The sequence below is a fragment of the Candidatus Liberimonas magnetica genome (assembly GCA_020523885.1).
GTDB lineage: Bacteria > Elusimicrobiota > Endomicrobiia > Endomicrobiales > JAFGIL01 > Liberimonas > Liberimonas magnetica.
Window position 1 is genome coordinate 359,013 of record JAJAPY010000001.1, and the last position, 19,339, is coordinate 378,351.

The 19,339-nt window shown below is 37.1% G+C and carries 24 protein-coding genes and 3 tRNA genes; 7 read left to right on the forward strand and 20 right to left on the reverse strand.

The window, feature by feature from the left end:
* The first annotated feature begins 14 nt into the window (after positions 1-14).
* The 7 genes from LHV68_01100 (at position 15) to LHV68_01130 (ending at position 5,574) form a co-directional block, all read left to right on the forward strand.
* Positions 15-1,079, forward strand: coding sequence for a 3-isopropylmalate dehydrogenase (locus LHV68_01100; protein ID MCB4790464.1), 1,065 nt, complete (start codon positions 15-17; stop codon positions 1,077-1,079).
* A gap of 28 nt (positions 1,080-1,107) precedes the next feature.
* Positions 1,108-2,127, forward strand: a complete 1,020-nt coding sequence (locus tag LHV68_01105; GenBank protein ID MCB4790465.1) for an aspartate-semialdehyde dehydrogenase — start codon at positions 1,108-1,110, stop codon at positions 2,125-2,127.
* The gene (locus LHV68_01110) at positions 2,124-2,816 is read left to right on the forward strand and encodes a ChbG/HpnK family deacetylase (GenBank protein MCB4790466.1); all 693 of its coding nucleotides are present in this window, start codon (positions 2,124-2,126) and stop codon (positions 2,814-2,816) included. Before LHV68_01105 ends, LHV68_01110 begins: the two co-directional genes overlap by 4 nt.
* Complete coding sequence (gene truA, locus LHV68_01115; GenBank protein ID MCB4790467.1) at positions 2,809-3,552, forward strand: tRNA pseudouridine(38-40) synthase TruA; 744 nt, start codon at positions 2,809-2,811, stop codon at positions 3,550-3,552. Before LHV68_01110 ends, truA begins: the two co-directional genes overlap by 8 nt.
* Before the next feature lie 33 nt (positions 3,553-3,585).
* The gene (locus LHV68_01120) at positions 3,586-3,843 is read left to right on the forward strand and encodes a hypothetical protein (GenBank protein MCB4790468.1); all 258 of its coding nucleotides are present in this window, start codon (positions 3,586-3,588) and stop codon (positions 3,841-3,843) included.
* 10 nt (positions 3,844-3,853) lie between these two features.
* The gene (locus LHV68_01125) at positions 3,854-4,354 is read left to right on the forward strand and encodes a metallophosphatase family protein (GenBank protein ID MCB4790469.1); all 501 of its coding nucleotides are present in this window, start codon (positions 3,854-3,856) and stop codon (positions 4,352-4,354) included.
* A gap of 884 nt (positions 4,355-5,238) precedes the next feature.
* Positions 5,239-5,574, forward strand: coding sequence for a hypothetical protein (locus LHV68_01130; protein ID MCB4790470.1), 336 nt, complete (start codon positions 5,239-5,241; stop codon positions 5,572-5,574).
* Positions 5,575-5,721: 147 nt separating this feature from the next.
* Here LHV68_01130 and LHV68_01135 read toward each other — a convergent pair whose 3' ends face one another.
* The 20 genes from LHV68_01135 to plsY form a co-directional block, all read right to left on the reverse strand.
* Entirely contained in the window at positions 5,722-6,561 is an 840-nt protein-coding gene (locus LHV68_01135; protein ID MCB4790471.1) for a substrate-binding domain-containing protein, read from the reverse strand.
* 52 nt (positions 6,562-6,613) lie between these two features.
* Entirely contained in the window at positions 6,614-8,782 is a 2,169-nt protein-coding gene (locus LHV68_01140) for a glycoside hydrolase (GenBank protein ID MCB4790472.1), read from the reverse strand.
* Positions 8,783-8,811: 29 nt separating this feature from the next.
* Positions 8,812-10,146: a hypothetical protein gene (locus LHV68_01145; protein MCB4790473.1), complete on the reverse strand. Its 1,335-nt coding sequence runs from the start codon at positions 10,144-10,146 to the stop codon at positions 8,812-8,814.
* A gap of 53 nt (positions 10,147-10,199) precedes the next feature.
* Positions 10,200-10,877: a tetratricopeptide repeat protein gene (locus LHV68_01150; protein MCB4790474.1), complete on the reverse strand. Its 678-nt coding sequence runs from the start codon at positions 10,875-10,877 to the stop codon at positions 10,200-10,202.
* Positions 10,878-10,912: 35 nt separating this feature from the next.
* Positions 10,913-11,560: a histidinol phosphate phosphatase domain-containing protein gene (locus LHV68_01155; GenBank protein ID MCB4790475.1), complete on the reverse strand. Its 648-nt coding sequence runs from the start codon at positions 11,558-11,560 to the stop codon at positions 10,913-10,915.
* 48 nt (positions 11,561-11,608) lie between these two features.
* Positions 11,609-11,682: transfer RNA gene (locus tag LHV68_01160), tRNA-Arg, on the reverse strand.
* 231 nt (positions 11,683-11,913) lie between these two features.
* Positions 11,914-12,441, reverse strand: coding sequence for an adenine phosphoribosyltransferase (gene apt, locus LHV68_01165; GenBank protein MCB4790476.1), 528 nt, complete (start codon positions 12,439-12,441; stop codon positions 11,914-11,916).
* Between the two features lie 16 nt (positions 12,442-12,457).
* Positions 12,458-13,306 carry a sigma-70 family RNA polymerase sigma factor gene (locus LHV68_01170; protein MCB4790477.1) on the reverse strand — a complete coding sequence of 283 codons (849 nt, stop codon included), beginning with the start codon at positions 13,304-13,306 and terminating at the stop codon, positions 12,458-12,460.
* Between the two features lie 138 nt (positions 13,307-13,444).
* Positions 13,445-13,735, reverse strand: a complete 291-nt coding sequence (locus LHV68_01175; protein MCB4790478.1) for an acylphosphatase — start codon at positions 13,733-13,735, stop codon at positions 13,445-13,447.
* A gap of 12 nt (positions 13,736-13,747) precedes the next feature.
* Positions 13,748-13,820 (reverse strand) — tRNA-Pro (locus LHV68_01180).
* Positions 13,821-13,904: 84 nt separating this feature from the next.
* On the reverse strand, positions 13,905-14,540 hold the full coding sequence (locus LHV68_01185) for a protein-L-isoaspartate(D-aspartate) O-methyltransferase (protein ID MCB4790479.1): 636 nt from the start codon (positions 14,538-14,540) through the stop codon (positions 13,905-13,907).
* A gap of 17 nt (positions 14,541-14,557) precedes the next feature.
* Positions 14,558-14,899, reverse strand: a complete 342-nt coding sequence (locus tag LHV68_01190; GenBank protein MCB4790480.1) for an aspartate 1-decarboxylase — start codon at positions 14,897-14,899, stop codon at positions 14,558-14,560.
* 239 nt (positions 14,900-15,138) lie between these two features.
* A tRNA-Pro gene (locus LHV68_01195) sits at positions 15,139-15,212 on the reverse strand.
* A gap of 8 nt (positions 15,213-15,220) precedes the next feature.
* Positions 15,221-15,595: a MerR family transcriptional regulator gene (locus LHV68_01200; GenBank protein ID MCB4790481.1), complete on the reverse strand. Its 375-nt coding sequence runs from the start codon at positions 15,593-15,595 to the stop codon at positions 15,221-15,223.
* A gap of 5 nt (positions 15,596-15,600) precedes the next feature.
* Positions 15,601-16,044 carry a nucleotidyltransferase gene (locus LHV68_01205; GenBank protein MCB4790482.1) on the reverse strand — a complete coding sequence of 148 codons (444 nt, stop codon included), beginning with the start codon at positions 16,042-16,044 and terminating at the stop codon, positions 15,601-15,603.
* Positions 15,983-16,198: a hypothetical protein gene (locus tag LHV68_01210; GenBank protein MCB4790483.1), complete on the reverse strand. Its 216-nt coding sequence runs from the start codon at positions 16,196-16,198 to the stop codon at positions 15,983-15,985. Before LHV68_01210 ends, LHV68_01205 begins: the two co-directional genes overlap by 62 nt.
* Positions 16,199-16,443: 245 nt before the next feature.
* Positions 16,444-17,013, reverse strand: a complete 570-nt coding sequence (locus LHV68_01215) for a transposase (GenBank protein MCB4790484.1) — start codon at positions 17,011-17,013, stop codon at positions 16,444-16,446.
* A gap of 113 nt (positions 17,014-17,126) precedes the next feature.
* On the reverse strand, positions 17,127-17,384 hold the full coding sequence (locus LHV68_01220) for an integration host factor subunit beta (protein ID MCB4790485.1): 258 nt from the start codon (positions 17,382-17,384) through the stop codon (positions 17,127-17,129).
* Between the two features lie 178 nt (positions 17,385-17,562).
* Positions 17,563-18,594, reverse strand: coding sequence for an NAD(P)-dependent glycerol-3-phosphate dehydrogenase (locus LHV68_01225; GenBank protein MCB4790486.1), 1,032 nt, complete (start codon positions 18,592-18,594; stop codon positions 17,563-17,565).
* A 139-nt stretch (positions 18,595-18,733) separates the two neighbouring features.
* Positions 18,734-19,336: a glycerol-3-phosphate 1-O-acyltransferase PlsY gene (gene plsY / locus LHV68_01230; GenBank protein MCB4790487.1), complete on the reverse strand. Its 603-nt coding sequence runs from the start codon at positions 19,334-19,336 to the stop codon at positions 18,734-18,736.
* Positions 19,337-19,339: the final 3 nt, after the last annotated feature.

A 19,339-nucleotide genomic window follows, 5' to 3' on the forward strand; every position in this document is an offset into this window, starting at 1 on the left:
GTACTTAAATGAATATGAATAAAAAGAGTTACAGAATAGGTGTATTAGGAGGAGATGGTACCGGACCTGAAGTTATAAGAGAAGGTATTAAGGTTATAGAAGCGCTCTCAAAGAAAGATAGTTTTAAGATAGATTGGGTTTATTATGACCTGGGCGGCGAGAGGTTCAAGAAGACAGGAGAGATACTGCCTGACACTGTGCTTTCAGAGTTGAAAAAGCTGGATGCGATATACCTTGGAGCGATAGGCCATCCTGACGTAAGACCTGGTATCCTTGAGAAAGGGCTCCTTTTAAGGCTTCGTTTTGAGCTTGACCAATACATAAATTTAAGGCCTGTAAAACTTTATCCGAACGTTGAGTCTCCCCTAAAAGATAAAAAGGCGGAAGATATTGATTTTGTCGTAGTGCGTGAAAATACAGAAGGGCTGTACACAGGTTCAGGCGGTTTCTTAAGGAAAGGGACACTGAACGAAGTGGCTATCCAAGAATCTATTAACACTCGTTTTGGTATTGAACGCTGCCTGCGCTATGCGTTTGAATATACAAAGAACAGGAATAAAAACAATAAATTAACTCTTTGCGGAAAAACAAACGTGCTTACTTTTGCTTTTGACCTGTGGGAACGGGCATTTTATGAAGTAGCAAAAGAATACCCTGATATTAAGACAGATTATGCCCATGTAGATGCGACGTGCATGTGGATGGTGAAAAACCCGGAATGGTTTGATGTCATTGTGACCGACAACATGTTCGGAGATATAATTACCGACCTTGCTGCAATGATCCAGGGCGGCATGGGGATAGCTGCAGGTGGAAATATCAATCCAAAAGGCGTATCCATGTTTGAACCTATAGGTGGTTCAGCACCTAAATATACGGGAAAAAATGTCATTAATCCTTTAGCTGCTATTTGTGCCGGAGGGATGATGCTCGAAGTCCTCGGTTTAAAAGAATCCGGAAAAAGAATCGAAGGTGCTGTCATAAACGCATTATCTAGCGGCAAGATAAAGAGCTTATCAGCAGGGAAAATGGGTTTATCCACTACCCAAGTAGGCGATTTGATTGCAAATAGCTTATAAAAAATGTAAAGGAAAGGAACAGAAAATCATGGATAAAAAGTATAAAGTTGCAGTTGTAGGAGCGACAGGCGTGGTCGGGCAGGAAATGATCAAGATGTTAGAAGCGAGGAATTTTCCCGTTGATACGCTAAGGCTGCTTGCATCAAAAAAATCTGCAGGGAAGAAACTAAAATTCCGTGGGAAAGATATAGAGGTTAAGGAACTTTCTAAGGAAACTTCCAAGGGTTTAGATATAGCGCTTTTCAGTGCAGGAGGGGCCGTATCAAAGGAATTTGCCCCTGTTTTTGCCGAAGAGAATTGTTTTGTAATTGACAATTCAAGTGCCTGGCGCATGGAACCCGGCATCCCGTTGGTAGTCCCTGAAGTAAATTCTGATGTTCTTAGTACCGGCAAAAAAATAATAGCAAATCCTAATTGTTCGACCATCCAGATGGTGGTTGTTCTTAAGCCTATACATGATGCTGTAAAAATAAAGAGGGTGATAGTTTCTACCTATCAGGCTGTTTCAGGTGCTGGAAGGAACGGCATAGTAGATCTTGAGGAGCAGGCTATCGCCTGGTCAAGGAAAGAAGCGATGCCTGCATTTAAAAAATTTCCTTATCAGATCGCTTTTAACGTAATCCCTCAAATAGATGTTTTCACAGAGAATGGTTATACAAAGGAAGAGATGAAAATGGTAAATGAAACAAAGAAAATAATGGGTGACAGCTCAATTAATGTTTCAGCTACCTGTGTAAGGGTACCGGTTTTTCGCGCACATTCAGAGTCTGTATGGATAGAGACAGATAAGAAAATAACTCCGCAACAAGCGACTGAGCTACTTTTAAAAGCTCCCGGAGTAGAAGTGATAGATGATCCTAAAAATAATAAATACCCTATGCCTATTGATGCGGCACATAAACAAGTAACTTTTGTAGGCAGGCTTAGGGAAGATATTTCGGCAAAAAATGGGTTGACTTTTTGGGTCGTTTCTGATAATCTATTAAAAGGAGCAGCACTAAACGCCGTAGAGATAGCAGAAGCGCTTGTTTTTAAAGGAATAGTATGAAAAAACTTATAATCAATGCTGACGATTTCGGATACAGAGAAAACGTGAACAAAGGTGTGATTTACGCGCATAAAAACGGGCTTGTTACCAGTGCTTCTCTTTTTGTTGATAAGGAAAGCACGCCTGAAGCAGTGAGGCTTGCGAAAGAAAACTCCGCGCTCGGGCTTGGGCTTCATGTTGACCTCGATAAATATTTTGAAATAGACCACACTCTGGGACAGATAGTTAAGATGTATGATCAGAACCAGGATATAAATGAATTGAAAAGCGAGGTAAGAAGACAGCTTGATAAATTTTATTCGTTTGGTTTCCAAGCTGACCATATCGACAGCCATCATCACGCACACCTGCACCCTAAGGTTTTTACCGTTGTCTGTGAACTGGCAAAGGAATTTAAAATACCGGTTGTCAGAATTTTTGAGAAGTTCTATTTAAACAGGCAGGATTTTGAAAACTCGTCTAATATCTGCAAGGATAACGGATTAAAAACAGTGGACCATTTTATAGAAGGGTGGTATTGGGGAAACATTGATGAAAATTATGTTTTAGCAGAGCTTATGACCCATCCCGGCTATGGCGAAATCTGGCGCGAAGCGGAGCTTGCAAATTGCTGCCAGCCAAAACTGAAAGATTATTTGATTGCACAAAAAATAGAATTGGTAAGATTTTCAGATATGGTTAATGGTTGAATTTAAATATAATTATATTCTGTTCTTTGAATTTGACGGCACTAATTTCCTGGGCTGGCAGAAACAGCTGGAGGGAAGGACAGTTTTTACAGAAATAGAAAAGGCAGCTAAAAAGATATTGGGGGATATAAAGCTTATAGGGTCAAGCAGGACTGACAGCGGAGTTCATGCGTTAGCCTACGCAGCAAATATCCTTGCAAATAAGAATTATGACCTTTCTATGCTCAAGGCATCCTTAAATGCCACTCTTCCGGAAGACATAGCAATAAATAAAATTGGAAAAGCAGGGCTTGATTTTAACGCCAGGTTCGATGCAAAGCATAAAGTGTATGAATATAGGATATGGAACAGCCCTGACAAAAATATCTGGACCAAAAATCATTCCTGGCATATCAAAAAAAAGCTGGACAAGAAGAAGATAAAAGAAGCATTTAAATATTTTTCAGGGAAACACGACTTTAATGCTTTTTGCGGGTCAAAATCATCTTCAACGAACAAATGGGTTAATTTAGAGAATATAAGCATTAAATCCAAAAATAAGCATATAGTTTTGAATTTTAAAGCCGACAGGTTCTTAAATCATATGGTACGAAATATTGTCGGGACGCTGGTAGATGTCGGTATGGGGAAAATCGAACCGGAAAATATACAGGTAATGCTTAAAAGAGGGAGAAGGACAACGATAGGCCCGTCAGCACCCGGTAAAGGCCTCTATTTAAAAGAAGTTATATTTTAATAATGCCAGAATAATTGAAAAGGCAGGGATCTTATGAGTAAAAAAAACAAACAAAACGTAAATTCAAACTCTGCTATGGAGACTAAAATACATGGAATTTCTAAAATGGGGAAAAAGATTATTTTTTCCGGTATATTGATCGTTATAGCCGGGTTTTATATACTTACAAAGACAGACTCTTACGGACAAAACTGGGCATCAAAGCTATCTCCTTTTCTTATACTGGGCGGTTATACTATTATCGGTGTAGGCATAATCTATCCTGACAAAAAGCAAGAAGACCCTTCCTGAAAAGCTGCATATGAAAACCTTTAAGATAGGTGTTATTTCTGATACACATTACCCGTCTTTTAAATCAAAACCACCCTTTGAAAAAATACGAGAACATTTTTCAGGTTCGGACATCATTATTCATGCGGGAGACCTCGTATCTTTAAATGTTATAGATATGCTGGAAAATATTTCAAAAGTTGAAGCCGTTTGCGGAAACATGGATTTACCTGAGGTAATAGCTAAATTACCTAAAACAAAAATACTTAATCTAAACGGTGTCTCCATAGGTATTATACATGGTTTTGGCCCCCCCTTTGGTTTTCCAAAAAAGTTGTTACCTTTCTTTAAAGAAAAAATAAACATATTGATTTTTGGACATACTCACAAAGCTTTTAATAAAGTTGTAAATGGTATTCTTTGTTTTAACCCAGGTTCACCGGCCATGAATATTTTCAACGATCAGCCAACCTTAGGGCTTATCACTTTTTCAAGTATTGATGATATAAAAGCAAAAGTACTATTCCTATAAAATTGTCATTCCCAAGTATTAAAAACCTCATAAATTTACACCCATTCCAATTTCATCGTCGATAAAACATCAAATATTCGATTTTAGGCCCATAAAAATATCAAGCAATGGTTTTATACCCTTAAAAAACATAAGGTTATATGGTTTTTTCGATTTTTTCCAAAAATAATTTCCTTAAGTGTTTTTTTGCCTTTGATAGAATTTATAGAATGTATTATTACTAATGATTTTTAAAGAATCAAGATTAGATGATATAGTAGTATTTCTAAAAATAAAGCATTTTTGGCAAAAAAACTTGCGAGGGTTAAAATTTAAGTATTTTAATACAGGAAACCATACTTTTATGGTATTTTTTGGTAAAGGCAATGAAAAAAAGATTTATCGGATAGTTTATTAATAGTAAACCCGATTTAAGCAAAAGAACCTAAAAAAAGTCAAATTTTAAAATAAATTGAAAAAAGTCGAAATAAAAGCTATCAAAATAGAGTGCTATAATTAAAAAGTTAAATTAGAATATTATATACAGTGCAAGAATAATAGATTATAGCACAATAACATAGTATAGTTAAAGCAATACATTAACATAACAAAAACGGTACAATACATATATAACAAAACATAATATAACTTATCGGAACATTCATCAATAGCTATTATTAGCAGTTTAATAAGTATTTAAGAAAAAACATTATAGTTTCTTGATATTATATAGAAGATGATTTTTCAAGGTTTTTACAATAATTATATTATATTTCCATATAAGAATAGTAATATAAGAATACAAATATATGAATAAGATAGAAAGCTATATTGAAAATAATCATAGGAAAATAAATAGCTCACAGGGTATTGACTATTTTTTTTAAAAAGGATAAAATATAATCATGCAAATACTAGTAATGCCATTAATTATGTTAATAATAGTAGGTTCGAATTTAGTAGCACCAAAGCATCTTTCTGAAAATACAAAACCATCAGATATAGAAGTATATAGTGCTAGCAATACAAATTTTGACTATATAGAAATATGTGAAATAGAAGTAAATGATGGTTCTGATATAACGAATATGAGAAAAGCGAAAGAGAAGGCAAGAGAAGTTGGCGCAGATGCTATTATAATAAAAAAGAATATTTCAAAAGGTATTAACAAAAGTGTAAAGTATAGTATTTCTTCAGCTCAAGACTCTGGATTGAAAGCAATAGCTATAAAATATAATTAGAAAGATAATAAAAAGCAGGAAAGTTTTGGAAAAGTTGTTGAGCTGTAATGATCTAAATTAGAATTAATTTATTGAGTAAAAGGAACATCCAATAGTAAATGTAATTTAAGTACCCCCCCCCCGAATTAAAGCCTCTTAAAAATGGTTCTATTCTATTTTTGCTCCGCAGGAATTCCTGATAATAAGCTCGCCAATAAGCTCAAATTGGTATAATGTGTTGGCTTTAGATTCATAATTCTTCAGTAAGAACTTTGTTGCCAAGAAAGAAAAATTATGAAAGGGTTGCCTATAGGTTGTTAAAGGGATGTGATAAGTTGCTGAAAAGTCAAAATCGTCAAAACCAACCACAGCCATTCCATGAGGAACACTTATACCCATATCAGCAAGGGCCCTTATTGCGCCAACAGCCATAAGGTCATTTGAAGCGAATATAGCGCTAAAATCAGGTTTTATATTTTTGCTAAGCAGGTTTTTTACCCTTTCATAAGTTAAAGAAATACTAAAATCGCAGTTCATTACAAGTTCAGGGTTAAATTTGATATTATGCAGGGATAAGACTTCCTTAAAGCTTTCCAACCTGTCAATAGCATTTTGGCTTTCTAAAAATCCGTTTATAAAGAATATCTTTTTATGGCCAAGACTTATAAGGTGTTCAGTAACAACCTTTACCCCGTGCTTGCTATTAGAATCTACCCAGCTCAGGCTGTCTGACCGGCAGTTTACCAGGATAGACGGTATCTTCTTTGTTATAAGGGTTTGAATTGACGGACAGTTAACGTGGGGTGAGATATTAATGACTCCGACGTTTTTAATGTCATTTTTATCCAGGTTATCAAGGAAATTGCTGGTTTGCTGGTACATCATAACTTCATAATCTGTATTTTCAAGGGCTGTATCAATCCCATATTTTATTTTTTGAAAATAAAATGATTCAATAAAATGTGCCTCTGGCCTGGTTAAGATTATGATTTTTTTTCTTGGACGCATCAATGCCTCCTGATATTAAAACTAATACAATTATATAATAAAATATTAAAAGCTAAGTTGCCCAGGTCTTAAGCGAGATATTCTCCGACGGCTTTGGCATAATAATTGAACTTTGATACGGCCATCTTTCTATCTCTGACCCATTTTTCAGGATTACAACATTGAACTCTATAGTGTTATTATCTTGGCTAAGCTTTAAGTTTTCTATAGGCACGGCTAGTTCAATGATCTTTTTTGCTTTTGCCGTAGATAAGTCCTCTTTACCTAATGGAGTAGTAATATAAAATTCTTTAATGTTACCATCAGCTGTAAAGGAAAGCACAGTCTCCGTTTTTTCAGGAATAAAAAATATTATCTTGAAGCTCAAATTCTCGATAACTGCAAGAATTGGAGCATGGAAGTCAAGCCTTAAATAAATATTTTTAAGATCAAAACCATAATAAAGTTCTTTCAAGAGTGTTTCAACCTGGTGCATCGAACCGCCGCTATGCCCGACTTGGTAGTAGCCGGCAGAATGCCACTCAAAATAATTTGTAACTTTACCATCGATCGTGGGGCTTATAAGATCTATAGGTTCTAATGTCGGTGTTTTACGCGCTATGCCCTTTATTGATTTGAATAAGTAATCCGGTGCTTTAAGTTTTAAGAGTTCGTATACGTTTATCAGGTACTGCCTGAAAAGGTAGTCAAAGATCTCGTCATTTCCCGAAGAATGGTCGTCCCCGTACCACCAGTTCCAATCAGAGCCTTCTGCAATATAGATATTTTCCCAGGCTGACAATACTTCTTTTGAGTTTTCTTTTTCAGGATTATTTAAAACATAATCTGTCAAGAACAGCCTGGTTTCGTTTAAATAATCCCAGGCCGTATTATCTTCAGGATGGCCTATCCAAATATCATAATTAGCGTTGATCCATGAGCCGGGCCAAAGCCTTTTTAGTTTTTCAGTTGGTGGGTTCTCCTGGATATATTGGCTGATAGTTACTGTTTCAATTAAAGGGTCATCTGAAATAGTTTGGTACAGGCAGCGCAGGAAGTCCCAGCCGTCATTACTGTAATACTCCCAGCAGTTTTCCCCATCAAGTATAACTGAAATCAAATTATTTTCTACGGAATTTTCCAGAGACATGCGTATAGAGTGGACCTTGTTTATAAAATCCTTTACTGCGAATTTGGGGTCCCATTTGCTGTAAATAAAACCTATCGCATCAGAAAGCGCATGGTCCCTGAAAACTATATTTAGGTCGCTGTTGAAAATATCAATTTTATAAGGCCTGAAAAGTTTATTTCGTCCGCCATTTTCTGTCAGGCTGTGGAATAAGATTTCCTCGTCAGTAGCTATCCATTTTATTTCGGCTTCAGTAAGCAGAGGGATCAAGTCTTCGGATACCGAACCTTCAGAAGGCCACATGCCTTTCGGAGGGTTCCCGAACTTCTCCTTGTAATAATTTACAGCTTTTTGAATCTGTACCTGTGCATCTTTCCTGTGTTGGAACCTGTTTTTAGGAAGTGCTGTGTTAGAGTTTGATATCCGGGCATTATTAGTGTCAAGCAGTAGAGGCAATATCGGATGGTAAAAAGGAGTCACCGATACTTCAATTTGTCCTTTGTCCTGCAATTCTTTATATTTATTGATTATAAGCCCGCAAATTGACAGCTGTTTATCGATGAGTGCCTTTTTATCTTCTTCCGTGAAGTTTTCGCCTTTTTTATACAAAGATGACACTAACTCATCATTTTCTCTCCAATACGGATCCATCCATGAAAGATTGAACCAAACCTGGAGGTCGAGCATATCCTGTATCCTAAAATAACTCTGGATCCTTTTTAGATCATCGATTGAAATATGTTTCCCTCTTTTTTCAAGAAGGTTTTTATATCTGGGATAAGGGAAAATCATCGTTTCCCAGTTGGCCATGAAAAAATTATGCAGGATAAATACTTTTTCATCTAAACTTAATTCTGCAGCTTTTTTTAAGGTCATATCCATGTATTTGTCACGGGCAATGCCTTTTGCATATTCATCGAGCTGGATCATAAGGGAAGGAACCAGGTTAAAATTTGCCCTGATTTTTGGAAATTCATCAAGTATGGCAGCGGTATCGAAGTAATCTTTACAGGCATGCAACCTGACCCAGGGCAGTTCGTATATTCCTGTAGAAGGGTTTTTATATATTGGCTGGTGGTTGTGCCATAAAAAAGCAAGATATATCTTTTTCAAATTTATTCCTCGAAGCGTCTGTTTTACGATTAAAATTTAGCGAGCATCTCAAGATTATAGAATGTGGCAGGGTCTCTTTTCGACCAGTAATATCCCTGAATAGCCGGAGGTGTATAGCGGGAATAGGAGAACTGGGTTGCTAAGTATTTTGAAAATACATACTGGGCACTTAGATCAAGTTCTATTCCTAAGGTGAATTCAGCGCCGAATATCCTTTCAAATCCGGAAGCAACAGGAGCGCCGTTAGGTCCCTGGGATGCGGAGTACAGGAAATAATTTACTCCGAATGTCCACCCATACCACGGTGACAACTCAGATCCAACACCTAAAGTGTCGATCCCTGAATAACTGCTCGGTATCTCAAAAAACGCATCAAAAGGAGATGCAGCAAAGAGCTTTCCGTAACCTACTCTTTCAAGCCCGTCATATCTTTTAGTCAGGTCGGGTGAGAATAAGCCATCCGTATTACCTGATACATCGCTATTGCCGCTGTTAATAGCCAGCAGGGCATGAGCTGCTACCTTGCCCAATTTTGTTCTTTCTCCGATCAGTTCCCCTCTTGCAACATAGCCAAAACCGTCAAAAGTTATATTTGTTCCGTTAATTTCTGAAACCTGGCCGGCTTGCTTTACATATTCTAACTGATAATTCATGAATCTTTCCTGTCTTCCCAGGCGCAAGCTTATAAAATTCTTAATAATTGAACTAGTCCTGTTTTGGTTATAAAATGACCCTGAATGATCTACGTCCTGAAAATATCCAAGTTCTAATAAATTCTTTTTCAAAGTTATACTGCCTACTCCGCCGTACAAATCTCTGTCTGAGGTGGGCCTTAGGTTATCTGTAACTTTAGCTGTAAAAACATCAAGTTTTAAGGGCCATGGTTTTTCATATCTTGCAGTAATACGGAAAGCAAAATATCCTAAGCCATTATCTGAAAGAACAAGCCCGTCTCCAAACTCAAGGCTTTGTTTTCCTATGGTCAGCTCTACAGGCATATCTGCTAAATCTTTTACCTTAAAATATACATTTTCAATGAAAGGCACAAAATTGGCATTTTGATAAGGGAAAGTCGTTTTTAAAACAGAAAATACTGTTTTTGTGCTTCCGGCAACACCCAGCGCAGTTATTTTAGTTCCTATCTCAATATTTGTCGAAAAATTACCTTTTATCGATAATTGCATCCTTTGGCTGTAATAACTTATTGAATCATTGATTGAATTGTCAAAACGGTTATTTTGGTAGCTGATCCCGCGGATACGATAGTTTGTGTCAATGTCCAATTTGTCAGCATGAAGAAAAACAGGAAATAGTATAACAGACAGTAAGGCAAGATAAAGCTTTTTTAAAATTAAATTTTTCATATAAGTCCTTGTTAATCTGTGTAAATCGACAAGTTCCCCAAGGGATTAACTTGTTATTTTTTGAATTGTGGGCTTTGGTTGATTATGTCTATTCTTTCCTGCGCTCGTTGAGCCCAGGGTGATGTAGGGTATAATGCCACCAGTTTTTCATATGATGCTTTTGCTTCCATCAAAGAATTTGTAAGCTCATAGACCCTTGCAAGGGATTCGTATATTTTGGGAGCAAAAAAATGTTCCGGGAATTTGTTCAGGAACTGGTTATAGGTTTCTATAGCCTCTTTATATTTTTGTGCGTTTTCTTGTATCGCCCCGAGTTCTGCCAATGATAAAGGTATTATAGGTTTTGGTTTTGCACTATCTATGTTGGGTTTTATAAAATCCTCTGCCTTTTGAAAATCCATCTGGTCCATATAATAACCGGCCAAGTTCATCCTGGCATGGGATGAGATATCTGATTTAGGGTAAGACCTTATTAATTCATCAAGCATAGGGACAGCTTTCTGGGAATCGCCCTGATAAAATAGGCTTTGAGCGATGGATAGTTTGTCCACCGCACCTAATTTTAATGTGTGAAGACGTACAAGAAAAAATGATGTAAATATTATTATACCCGCAAGTATGCCTAACACATTTAAAAACAGGGTGCGGTTGTTTTTTATCCAGAAAATAATTTTTAATACTAATTCATTTAGCTCGTCTTTTTTTATTTGCTGCCGGGTTGTGTCAGCCATATTTTATGCTCCAAATATCCCGTTAGAACCGGGGTTTATAAAATTTTAGATATTAATTTATTTGCTGTATTTTGCATTATTTCAAAATCTGATTTTTTTAAACCGCTCATCTTTAGGATTTTCTTTATCTTTTCTTCGGTTAGCAGGTCTTCAGGGGTATGGGTGTCAGTGTTCAAAACGAGGCTTGCATTGTATTTCTTCGCCAGTTTTGCAACGTGCCGGTTGGTTTTGTTATGTCCGTTTCTGGAGGTAATTTCCAGTAAAACGTTCCTGGCTTTTGCAAGTTTTACATCGTCTGCACTGATGTAACCCGGATGTGCTATTATATCTGCGCCTGAAAGTATCCCGGCCTTATTTGTTCCAGGAGGGACAGGTTCGACAGGTGATTGGCCGTGAATTACAACTATTTTTGCTCCGAGCCTACGGGCTTTTTTTACAACAGATTTAATGAGTTTAACAGGTACATATGTCAATTCAATACCGGGTATTACTTTAATGCCATAATATTTACCGGTTACTCTGGAAACTTTTACAATGCGGGGTATAATAAAATCTATCGTTGATATATCTCCGTGATCTGTCAAGGCTATGGCGCTATAACCTTTCGCTTTTGCACGGTATATAAGTTCTGAAGGTAATAATACTCCATCGGAAAATAATGTATGTGAATGTAAATCTATCATCTAGGTCCTTTAGTGAATAAAAAACTGTTAATATCCTGCTGAAATAATTACCCCGGAGAGGACTTGAACCTCCAACCTTGTCCTTAGGACGGACCTGCTCTATCCAGTTGAGCTACCAGGGCATTTACTAAATTGAGATGGTTGAAAAAACCCCTTTTATGTCATTCCTGCGAAAGCAGGAATCTATAGTTTTCGTCAATAATAGATTCCCGATAACAGCACTCGGGAATGACAAAAAGGCAAAAAACAGAGTTTTTCAATTAACTCAAATTTAAAAATTCACGATTGAAATCAGTATCCGGTTTTAACCGGGACAAAATGAAAAATTAAAACTAAAATATAAAGATATCCTATTAATATTGTATCAAAGTCAGTATGTCGTAATCCTTTAACTTATCCCTGCCTTTCAAGAACGATAATTCGATAAGGAATGCAAGCCCGACTATTTTTCCGCTTAATTTTTTTACAAGGTCAATAGTTGCACTTATAGTCCCGCCTGTAGCGAGCAGGTCGTCTATAATCAAGACTTTTTCATCAGGCATGAGCGCATCTTCGTGCATTTCAAGGGTGTCCGTCCCGTATTCCAATTGATAGGTCGAAGCGAGGGTTTTAAAAGGCAGTTTGCCTTTTTTTCTGACAGGCACAAACCCTGCTTTTAGTTTGTATGCAAGAGTGGCTCCGAAGATAAATCCCCGGGACTCTATAGCCACAACTTTTTGTATGCCTTTAGTTTGATAATATGAAGCGAACTGGTCAATCACGTAATGAAATAATTTACCCTGGTTAAGAAGGGTCGTAATGTCTTTAAACAGAATTCCTTTTTTTGGAAAATCAGGGATATCCCGTATAGAATTTTTCAGGTCTAAGATTTTTTTTTGCATTTAATGCCCTCTCTTATTAAGCTGTTTTTGCATCAAATTCTATTAGTTTCATCCTTAAAGCGATCGATTTAAGCCTTCGGATGGCCCGTTCTTCAAGTTGTCTAACTCTTTCTCTTGATATCTTAAGCAAACTCCCTACTTTTTCAAGGGAATAAGGTTGTTTGTTATTAAGCCCGAAACGCAATTCAACTATTTTCCTTTCCCTTAACGACAGATGGGCAAGAGCCTGGTCTATTTCTGAGTTTGTCCTTAACAACTCCGCTATAGATTCTGGGGAAGAACTTTTTTTATCTGAGATTATATCTCGAATAAATAGATTTCCTTCATCATCTATGGGTGTTTCAAGCGAACTGGTACCTTGAGTTATCTTTGATGCTTTAAGGATATTATCTATCTGGTTAGGTGAAAGATCCAGCCTTTTTGCCATTTCAGACAACGTAGGATTACGTCCGAATTGCTCCTGCAATGAATCCCAGTTCTTAAGCCATTTGTGAAGAGCATCCCAGACATGCGGAGGTATCCTTATCACTTTGCTTTGTTCTTCGACTGCCCGCCTGATTGCCTGGTCTATCCAATAAGTCGCATAGGTTGAAAAATGGATCCTTTTTCTTGGGTCAAATTTTTCAACCGCTCTCATAAGCCCCATATTCCCTTCTTCTATCAGGTCAAGGAAATCTATTCCGCCTCTATAATATTTCTTTGCCATAGGGATTACAAGCCTTAAATTCATTTCTACCAGTCTTTTTTGAGATTTTTTATCGCCCTTTCTGGCTTTTTTCCATAATTCTCTTACTTGTTCGTGTGAAAGTGCAGGGATATCTTTTATTTCTTTAAAATAAAGCTGAACAAGATTGAATTTGTCCATAAGGTCTCCAAAATGAGATTTTTCACATGCAACTTGAAAACCCCTCCCGCAAAGCGGGATCGGGGAATGAATGTATTAATGATATCGCAGTAGGCCGCGTTATTAAAGAAGCCTCCATCTTCAGTAGGAGGAGCGTCACTAAAATCTTATTTCAAAATCACGATAACTGTTCTCATTCTGCAGCCACTGGGTTTCTATTTCAGTGACCTGTGCCCATTTATGCCCATAATTCAAAGATTTCAAAAATTCATCCAACGTTTTTCGTTCACCTTCTGCTTCCAGTTCCACATCTCCATTTGATAGGTTTCTAACCCAACCGGTAAGGTTTAAATTATTAGCGGTCTTTTGTACAAACCAGCGGTATCCTATGCCCTGAACACTTCCTTTAACAATTGCGTGTACTCTTGTTATATTTGATATTTTTGACATCTTATTAGCACATCGGGGGTGGCGGATTTGAACCGCCGACCTCTCGGTCCCGAACCGAGCGCTCTACCAGCTGAGCCAACCCCCGTGACATTTAAATACCTTGAGATTTTACAAAATTTTTAGCGCACCGTCAAATTATTTAAATATTAATTGGAAATTTAATGAGATTTTAGTATTTCATCCCATGTCTACCGGTAAGCGGAACAAAAACGCAACTCCCAAGATTATCAGTCTGCATTTTTCCATTGATTTTTTCAACTAAAAACAAGTCCTGCATATGCCGCTCGCCTATTGGTATAAGCATCCTGCCGTTTTCAGAAAGTTGTTCAAATAAAGGAGGAGGCACATCATTAGCTCCTGCTGTTACGATAATTCTGTCAAATGGAGACTTATCAGACCAGCCTATCGTTCCATCATCGATCTTAAAAAAAATATTTTTATAATTTAGTTTTCTAAGGTTTTCCTGCGAATTGACAGATAAGGATGCTATAGTTTCAACAGTATAGACTTCCTTTGATAGTTCGGCAAGTATTGCGGTTTGATATCCTGAACCGGTACCAATCTCAAGCACTTTTTCCAGGCCGGTTAATTTTAATGATTCTGTCATCCAGGCTACCATGTACGGCTGGGATATGGTTTGTCCTTCACCTATCGGCAACGGGTGGTCTTCGTAAGCTTCTGTTTGCAGGTTTTTCGGAACAAAAATATGCCTCGGTATCTTCTCCATAACAGAAAGGAGATTCCGGTCTCTTATTCCCCTTGGAATAAGCTGGGTATTTATCATTTTTCTTGATAATTCATACACTGTCTTAGAAGAGTTTCTTATAAGTATTTAACAAATCTATTTTTTTTATCAACTAAAACCTTCTTTGGTTTAACGGGATTATTTGAAAGCTCAAAACCCATAATTATTATCTTTTCACCTTTTTTAATCAAATGTGCAGATGCCCCGTTCATGCAAATTATCCCGGAATCATATTTGCCGACAATTACATAGGTCTCAAGCCTGTTGCCGGTAGTAATGCTTGCTACAAGCACTTTTTCAAAAGGCCTTAATCCTGATTTTTTGATCAGGGCATCATCTATCGTGATACTACCTTCATAATTAATATTTGCTTGTGTGACGGTTGCTTTAAATATTTTAGATCGTAAAAACCATCTCATTTTGACTATCGCTCCTTTATGAGAATTTATAATATTATATCAAATTTCTAAGGTAAATATAATATTGGAAAGTGTTTTTGGAGTGGATTTGCCCCGCCGCTAAATAAATTTCGTCAAGGCTGTAATATCATGCCCGAGGCAGATTCGCCTTTTGGGTGGAAATGTTAATGTTGGCGGGGCGTCACGCTATTTAAAGGAATCTCCAGCTCCTGCCGGAGGAGTTTCCAACTGGAAAAAAATCGGGGCGGCCAGACTTGAACTGGCGACCTCTCCCACCCCAAGGGAGTGCGCTAGCCAACTACGCTACGCCCCGACAATTGATTATTCTTTCAAAATTATTAAAATATCTTCCAGTTCTTTGACTGCTTCAGAAACTGTTTTCATATCCAAGTTGGGGTTATCTGAAATAAAGTTAAGCTGAAGCGGTTCTTTTTTTCTTTTGTCCTTAAAGATCTCTTTTCTTGCGCCGGCTATCGTAAATTTTTTTTCGTACAACAGGTCTTTTATTCTGGATATCATTTCGATATCTTTACGGGTATATTTTCGTTGTCCGGAGTTTCTCCTGGCCGGCCTCAGTATCTTAAATTCGCTTTCCCAATAGCGCAAAACATAAGCCGGGACTTGAGCGATACGAGTTACTTCCCCTATAGAAAAAAATTCTTTATTAGCAGGGATTAAAGGTTCGATTGTAGCCATATTTTTTACGACAAGTGTTCGACATCATCCAAATCTTTATGCCTTCCGCTGGCTTTCTTGTTTTTTATAAGGTCTTTAAATCCTATAAAGTTAACAGATATGTCTTCTATCTTCTCTATTTTCCGGTTTTTATATGCTTTTTCAAATTCTATTCCTGAAATTGACGTCAATATTTCGATTCTTAAAGGAGGGTTTCCCATTCTTATTACTTTGTCTTTTTCTTTGAAGATAGATTCCGTTATATCAGGAGAATTGAAACCAAATTCTTTCAATACATTAAACAATTTTTGTGCGTTTGACTCATTTATTGCTACCCAGATATCCAAATCCCCCGTAGCTCTTGGGTATCCGTAATATCCTATAGCATATCCTCCGATTACAAGATATTCAACTTCTTTTGAGTTTAGTAATTTCAAAAACTCTTTGAAGTCCTGTGGTAGCTGGATCATACCCATAGTTTATCTGCCTTAAGGTTTCTATATTAATTAATCTCTCAGCAACACTTTTTGCTTTCCAATAGCTTCCTCTGTCAGAAGCAATTTTATTAATGCCTGATATTACAGAAAAACTTGATTTATCAATTTTAATTTCTTTAGATATCATAGTAATGTTTTTATTAAACCTGATTTAATGACTCACTTAATCTAAGACAGATTGATGAATAGTAAATTCTTAGACTTAAAGTTAATCTTTAACTATGTACATTAAATCAAACAGCAATGAAAATGTCAAGTTAATGGATTTCAGTTTTGTTAGGTATACCGACTATTTTGCGACAATATATCCCTATTCAAATTTATTGAGATTTAGACTAAATATAGAAATAGTCAAATTTATTGACATTTTAATTATTTGTTGCTTGTAGGGGTCAGACATGCCTGACCCTTTTGATTATTATTTTCATCCTCATCCCATTTCGCAGGATTATTCATAATATATTCATGGATGTTCTCTAATGAATTTGCTGTCCGTATTATATGGTCATTGAAAGAACGCTGCCATATTTTACCCGAAATATTCAGGTTGTTTTGTTTAATATATTTTAAATATTCAACCGAACATTTCGATTTGAATGAACAAACAATATCAGACACCGTAGGGGCGGGCCTTGCGTCCGCCCGTAACAATACAGAATTGTCAACAATTATAATACCGTGGATATGATTTGGCATGATAATACCCAATTCGACATTATTATATTGTTTTTTGATGTTTTGCCATTGGCTGTCAATTATTTGGCCCAATTTTGATAATCTGATTTTATAGTGGGCGGACGCAAGGCCCGCCCCTACGGCATCAATAATTTTACCGAAAATATTCTTTCTGTCTTTTGAACATATTGTTACAAAATAATACCCGTCCAAAGAATAATCATATCCTTTTAATCTGGTTTGTTTTCTTGATTTGTATGTGTTCATTAACACCTATTTTCACGTCTATTTGTATCTTTTGTCATGTTTTCGCACTGCAAGAAGCCAAGTCTATAGCCATTACCGATCCCGCATCGGTAATGGCGGTTCTCGATCTGACGCTAAAAGAAATCTTTGGCTTGGCGGAAGCGGATTTTTTTTCTGGGGGAGATGTGCATAGTTTCGCCGGTTTTGGGGTTGCGGCATTTTTTTGTTTTGGTTGTAAAAGGGTGAAAACTTCCAAAACCGGAGATAACTACTTTATCCCCCTTTTTTAATGATAACTGCATCTCGGAAAATATCGTTTCAATGGCATCTTTGGCTTCTTTTTTAGTGCTTAGAACTTTTGTTAAAGACTGGATCAAATCTATTTTGTTCATTATCTTTCTCCTGTCACATTTAAATAATTAAGCCAGGCTTCGCTGACTTTTGAACCATAGCCTACGGCGCAGATGATACTTAAGGGGAATTTCCGTTATGTATTTGTTGGTAGTCTTAACTATAGCCAGCTACGAGGAGTCTCCGAAGAGCGGGACCACCTCGTAGGTGTTATTAACATTAAATTATTATTTGGCCGACTTCCATACTCTTTTCGGGTTTGGGGCCTCTTAACATAAGTTCTTCAACGGCAAGTTTCGGCGGCTTATTACAGTAAAGTACCTGAAAGACCTGTTCAATAATGGGCAGTTCGATCTTAAGTTTGGACCCGATCTGGTATGCGCTTCTAGATGTTTTTACACCTTCAGCGATCATTATTATATCTTTTTGCGCTTTCTCAGCAGTAAGGCCTTTACCAACCATTTCACCTAACTGCCTATTCCTTGAATGTTTTGACAGGCAGGTTACGATAAGATCCCCCATCCCTGCCAATCCAAAGAAAGTCGACGGCTGGCCGCCTATCTTTGTTCCTAATAAGATCATTTCTCTAAGGCCTCTTGTGATTAAAGCCGCTTTTGTATTGTCTCCGAAATTTAACCCGTCGCAAATACCTGAAGCTATCGCAAAAACATTTTTAAGGGACCCCCCTGCTTCTACACCGGCCACATCGGAATGTGTGTATACCCTGAAATAATTCGTCATAAAAACTTCCTGGCAAGTACTTGCCACGCCCGTGTCTTCCGATGCTATGGTTACGGCGGTCGGCATTTTTTCTGCAACTTCTTTTGCGATTGTAGGCCCTGACAACACTGCTATCCTGTTGGCAATTTGATGTAGTTCAAGTTTTGTTATCTCTGACATCCTCATCAGACTTTGTTCTTCAATGCCTTTTGTGGCCGAAACAAGAATAGTTTTTGACAAATCTAAATTAAAGCTCGATATTTTCTGAACAACTTTTCTTAAGACATGCGAAGGCAAGGCTAGGACCAAAAAATCTTTTTGCTCACAAGCCTGTCCCAGATCAGAAGAAATATTAACATTTTCGGGTATTTTTGCAAAAGAACAAAATTCCAGGCATCTTTTTTCGTTTAATAATTTTGCCTGTTCAGGGTCAAATTCCCAAAGGGTTACAGCGTTCCCCTTTTCGCCTAAAAGTGAAGATAATGTTATCCCCCATGCTCCTGCTCCTAAGACAGCAATCTTATGCGGCATTATTGACTCCATAGAAAATTCAAAATGCAAAATGAAAAATTCAAAATTAAGGTATCGCTTTTGGCGATTTATTTAAATTAATCAAGTCTTGGAAGGACAAAACAATTTTGCATTTTGCGATTTTCATTTTGCATTTAGGTTAGGTCGCCTTTGGCGATCCTAACTTGAGTTCTTCGCCTTTTAAGAGGCGTTTTATATTTGAATGATGCCTGACAATAATCAAGATGCATACAAGGGTGACAAAAACGTTGAGGGTTTTTGGTTCATGTCTTAGCCAGGCTATGGTTGGCAAGGCGATAGAACCTATTATTGAACTTAACGATATATATCTTGTAATTAAAAAAACTACAGCAAAAATTGCAGCTGTATATAAAGTTGGGATAGGCAAAAGAGCAAGAAAGATACCCGTACCCGTTGCAACGCCTTTACCACCTTTGAAATTCAAGAAAACAGTCCATATATGGCCGCATAATGCGCATAATCCTACAAGTATCCAGATAAAAACCTGTTCTTTCCCGAAATAGCTTATAGCTAAAAGTGTCGGTATATAGCCTTTCACAAGGTCGATTAAAAGAGTAATTATTCCTGGGACAGTACCTGCTATCCTGAAAACATTGGTTGCTCCGGGGTTGCCGGAACCGCACTGCCTAATATCCACTTTTTTTACTATTTTTGTTATTATAAATGCGGTAGGTATCGAACCCGCCAGGTATGATATAAGAAGCCAAATTAGCATTTCCATAGA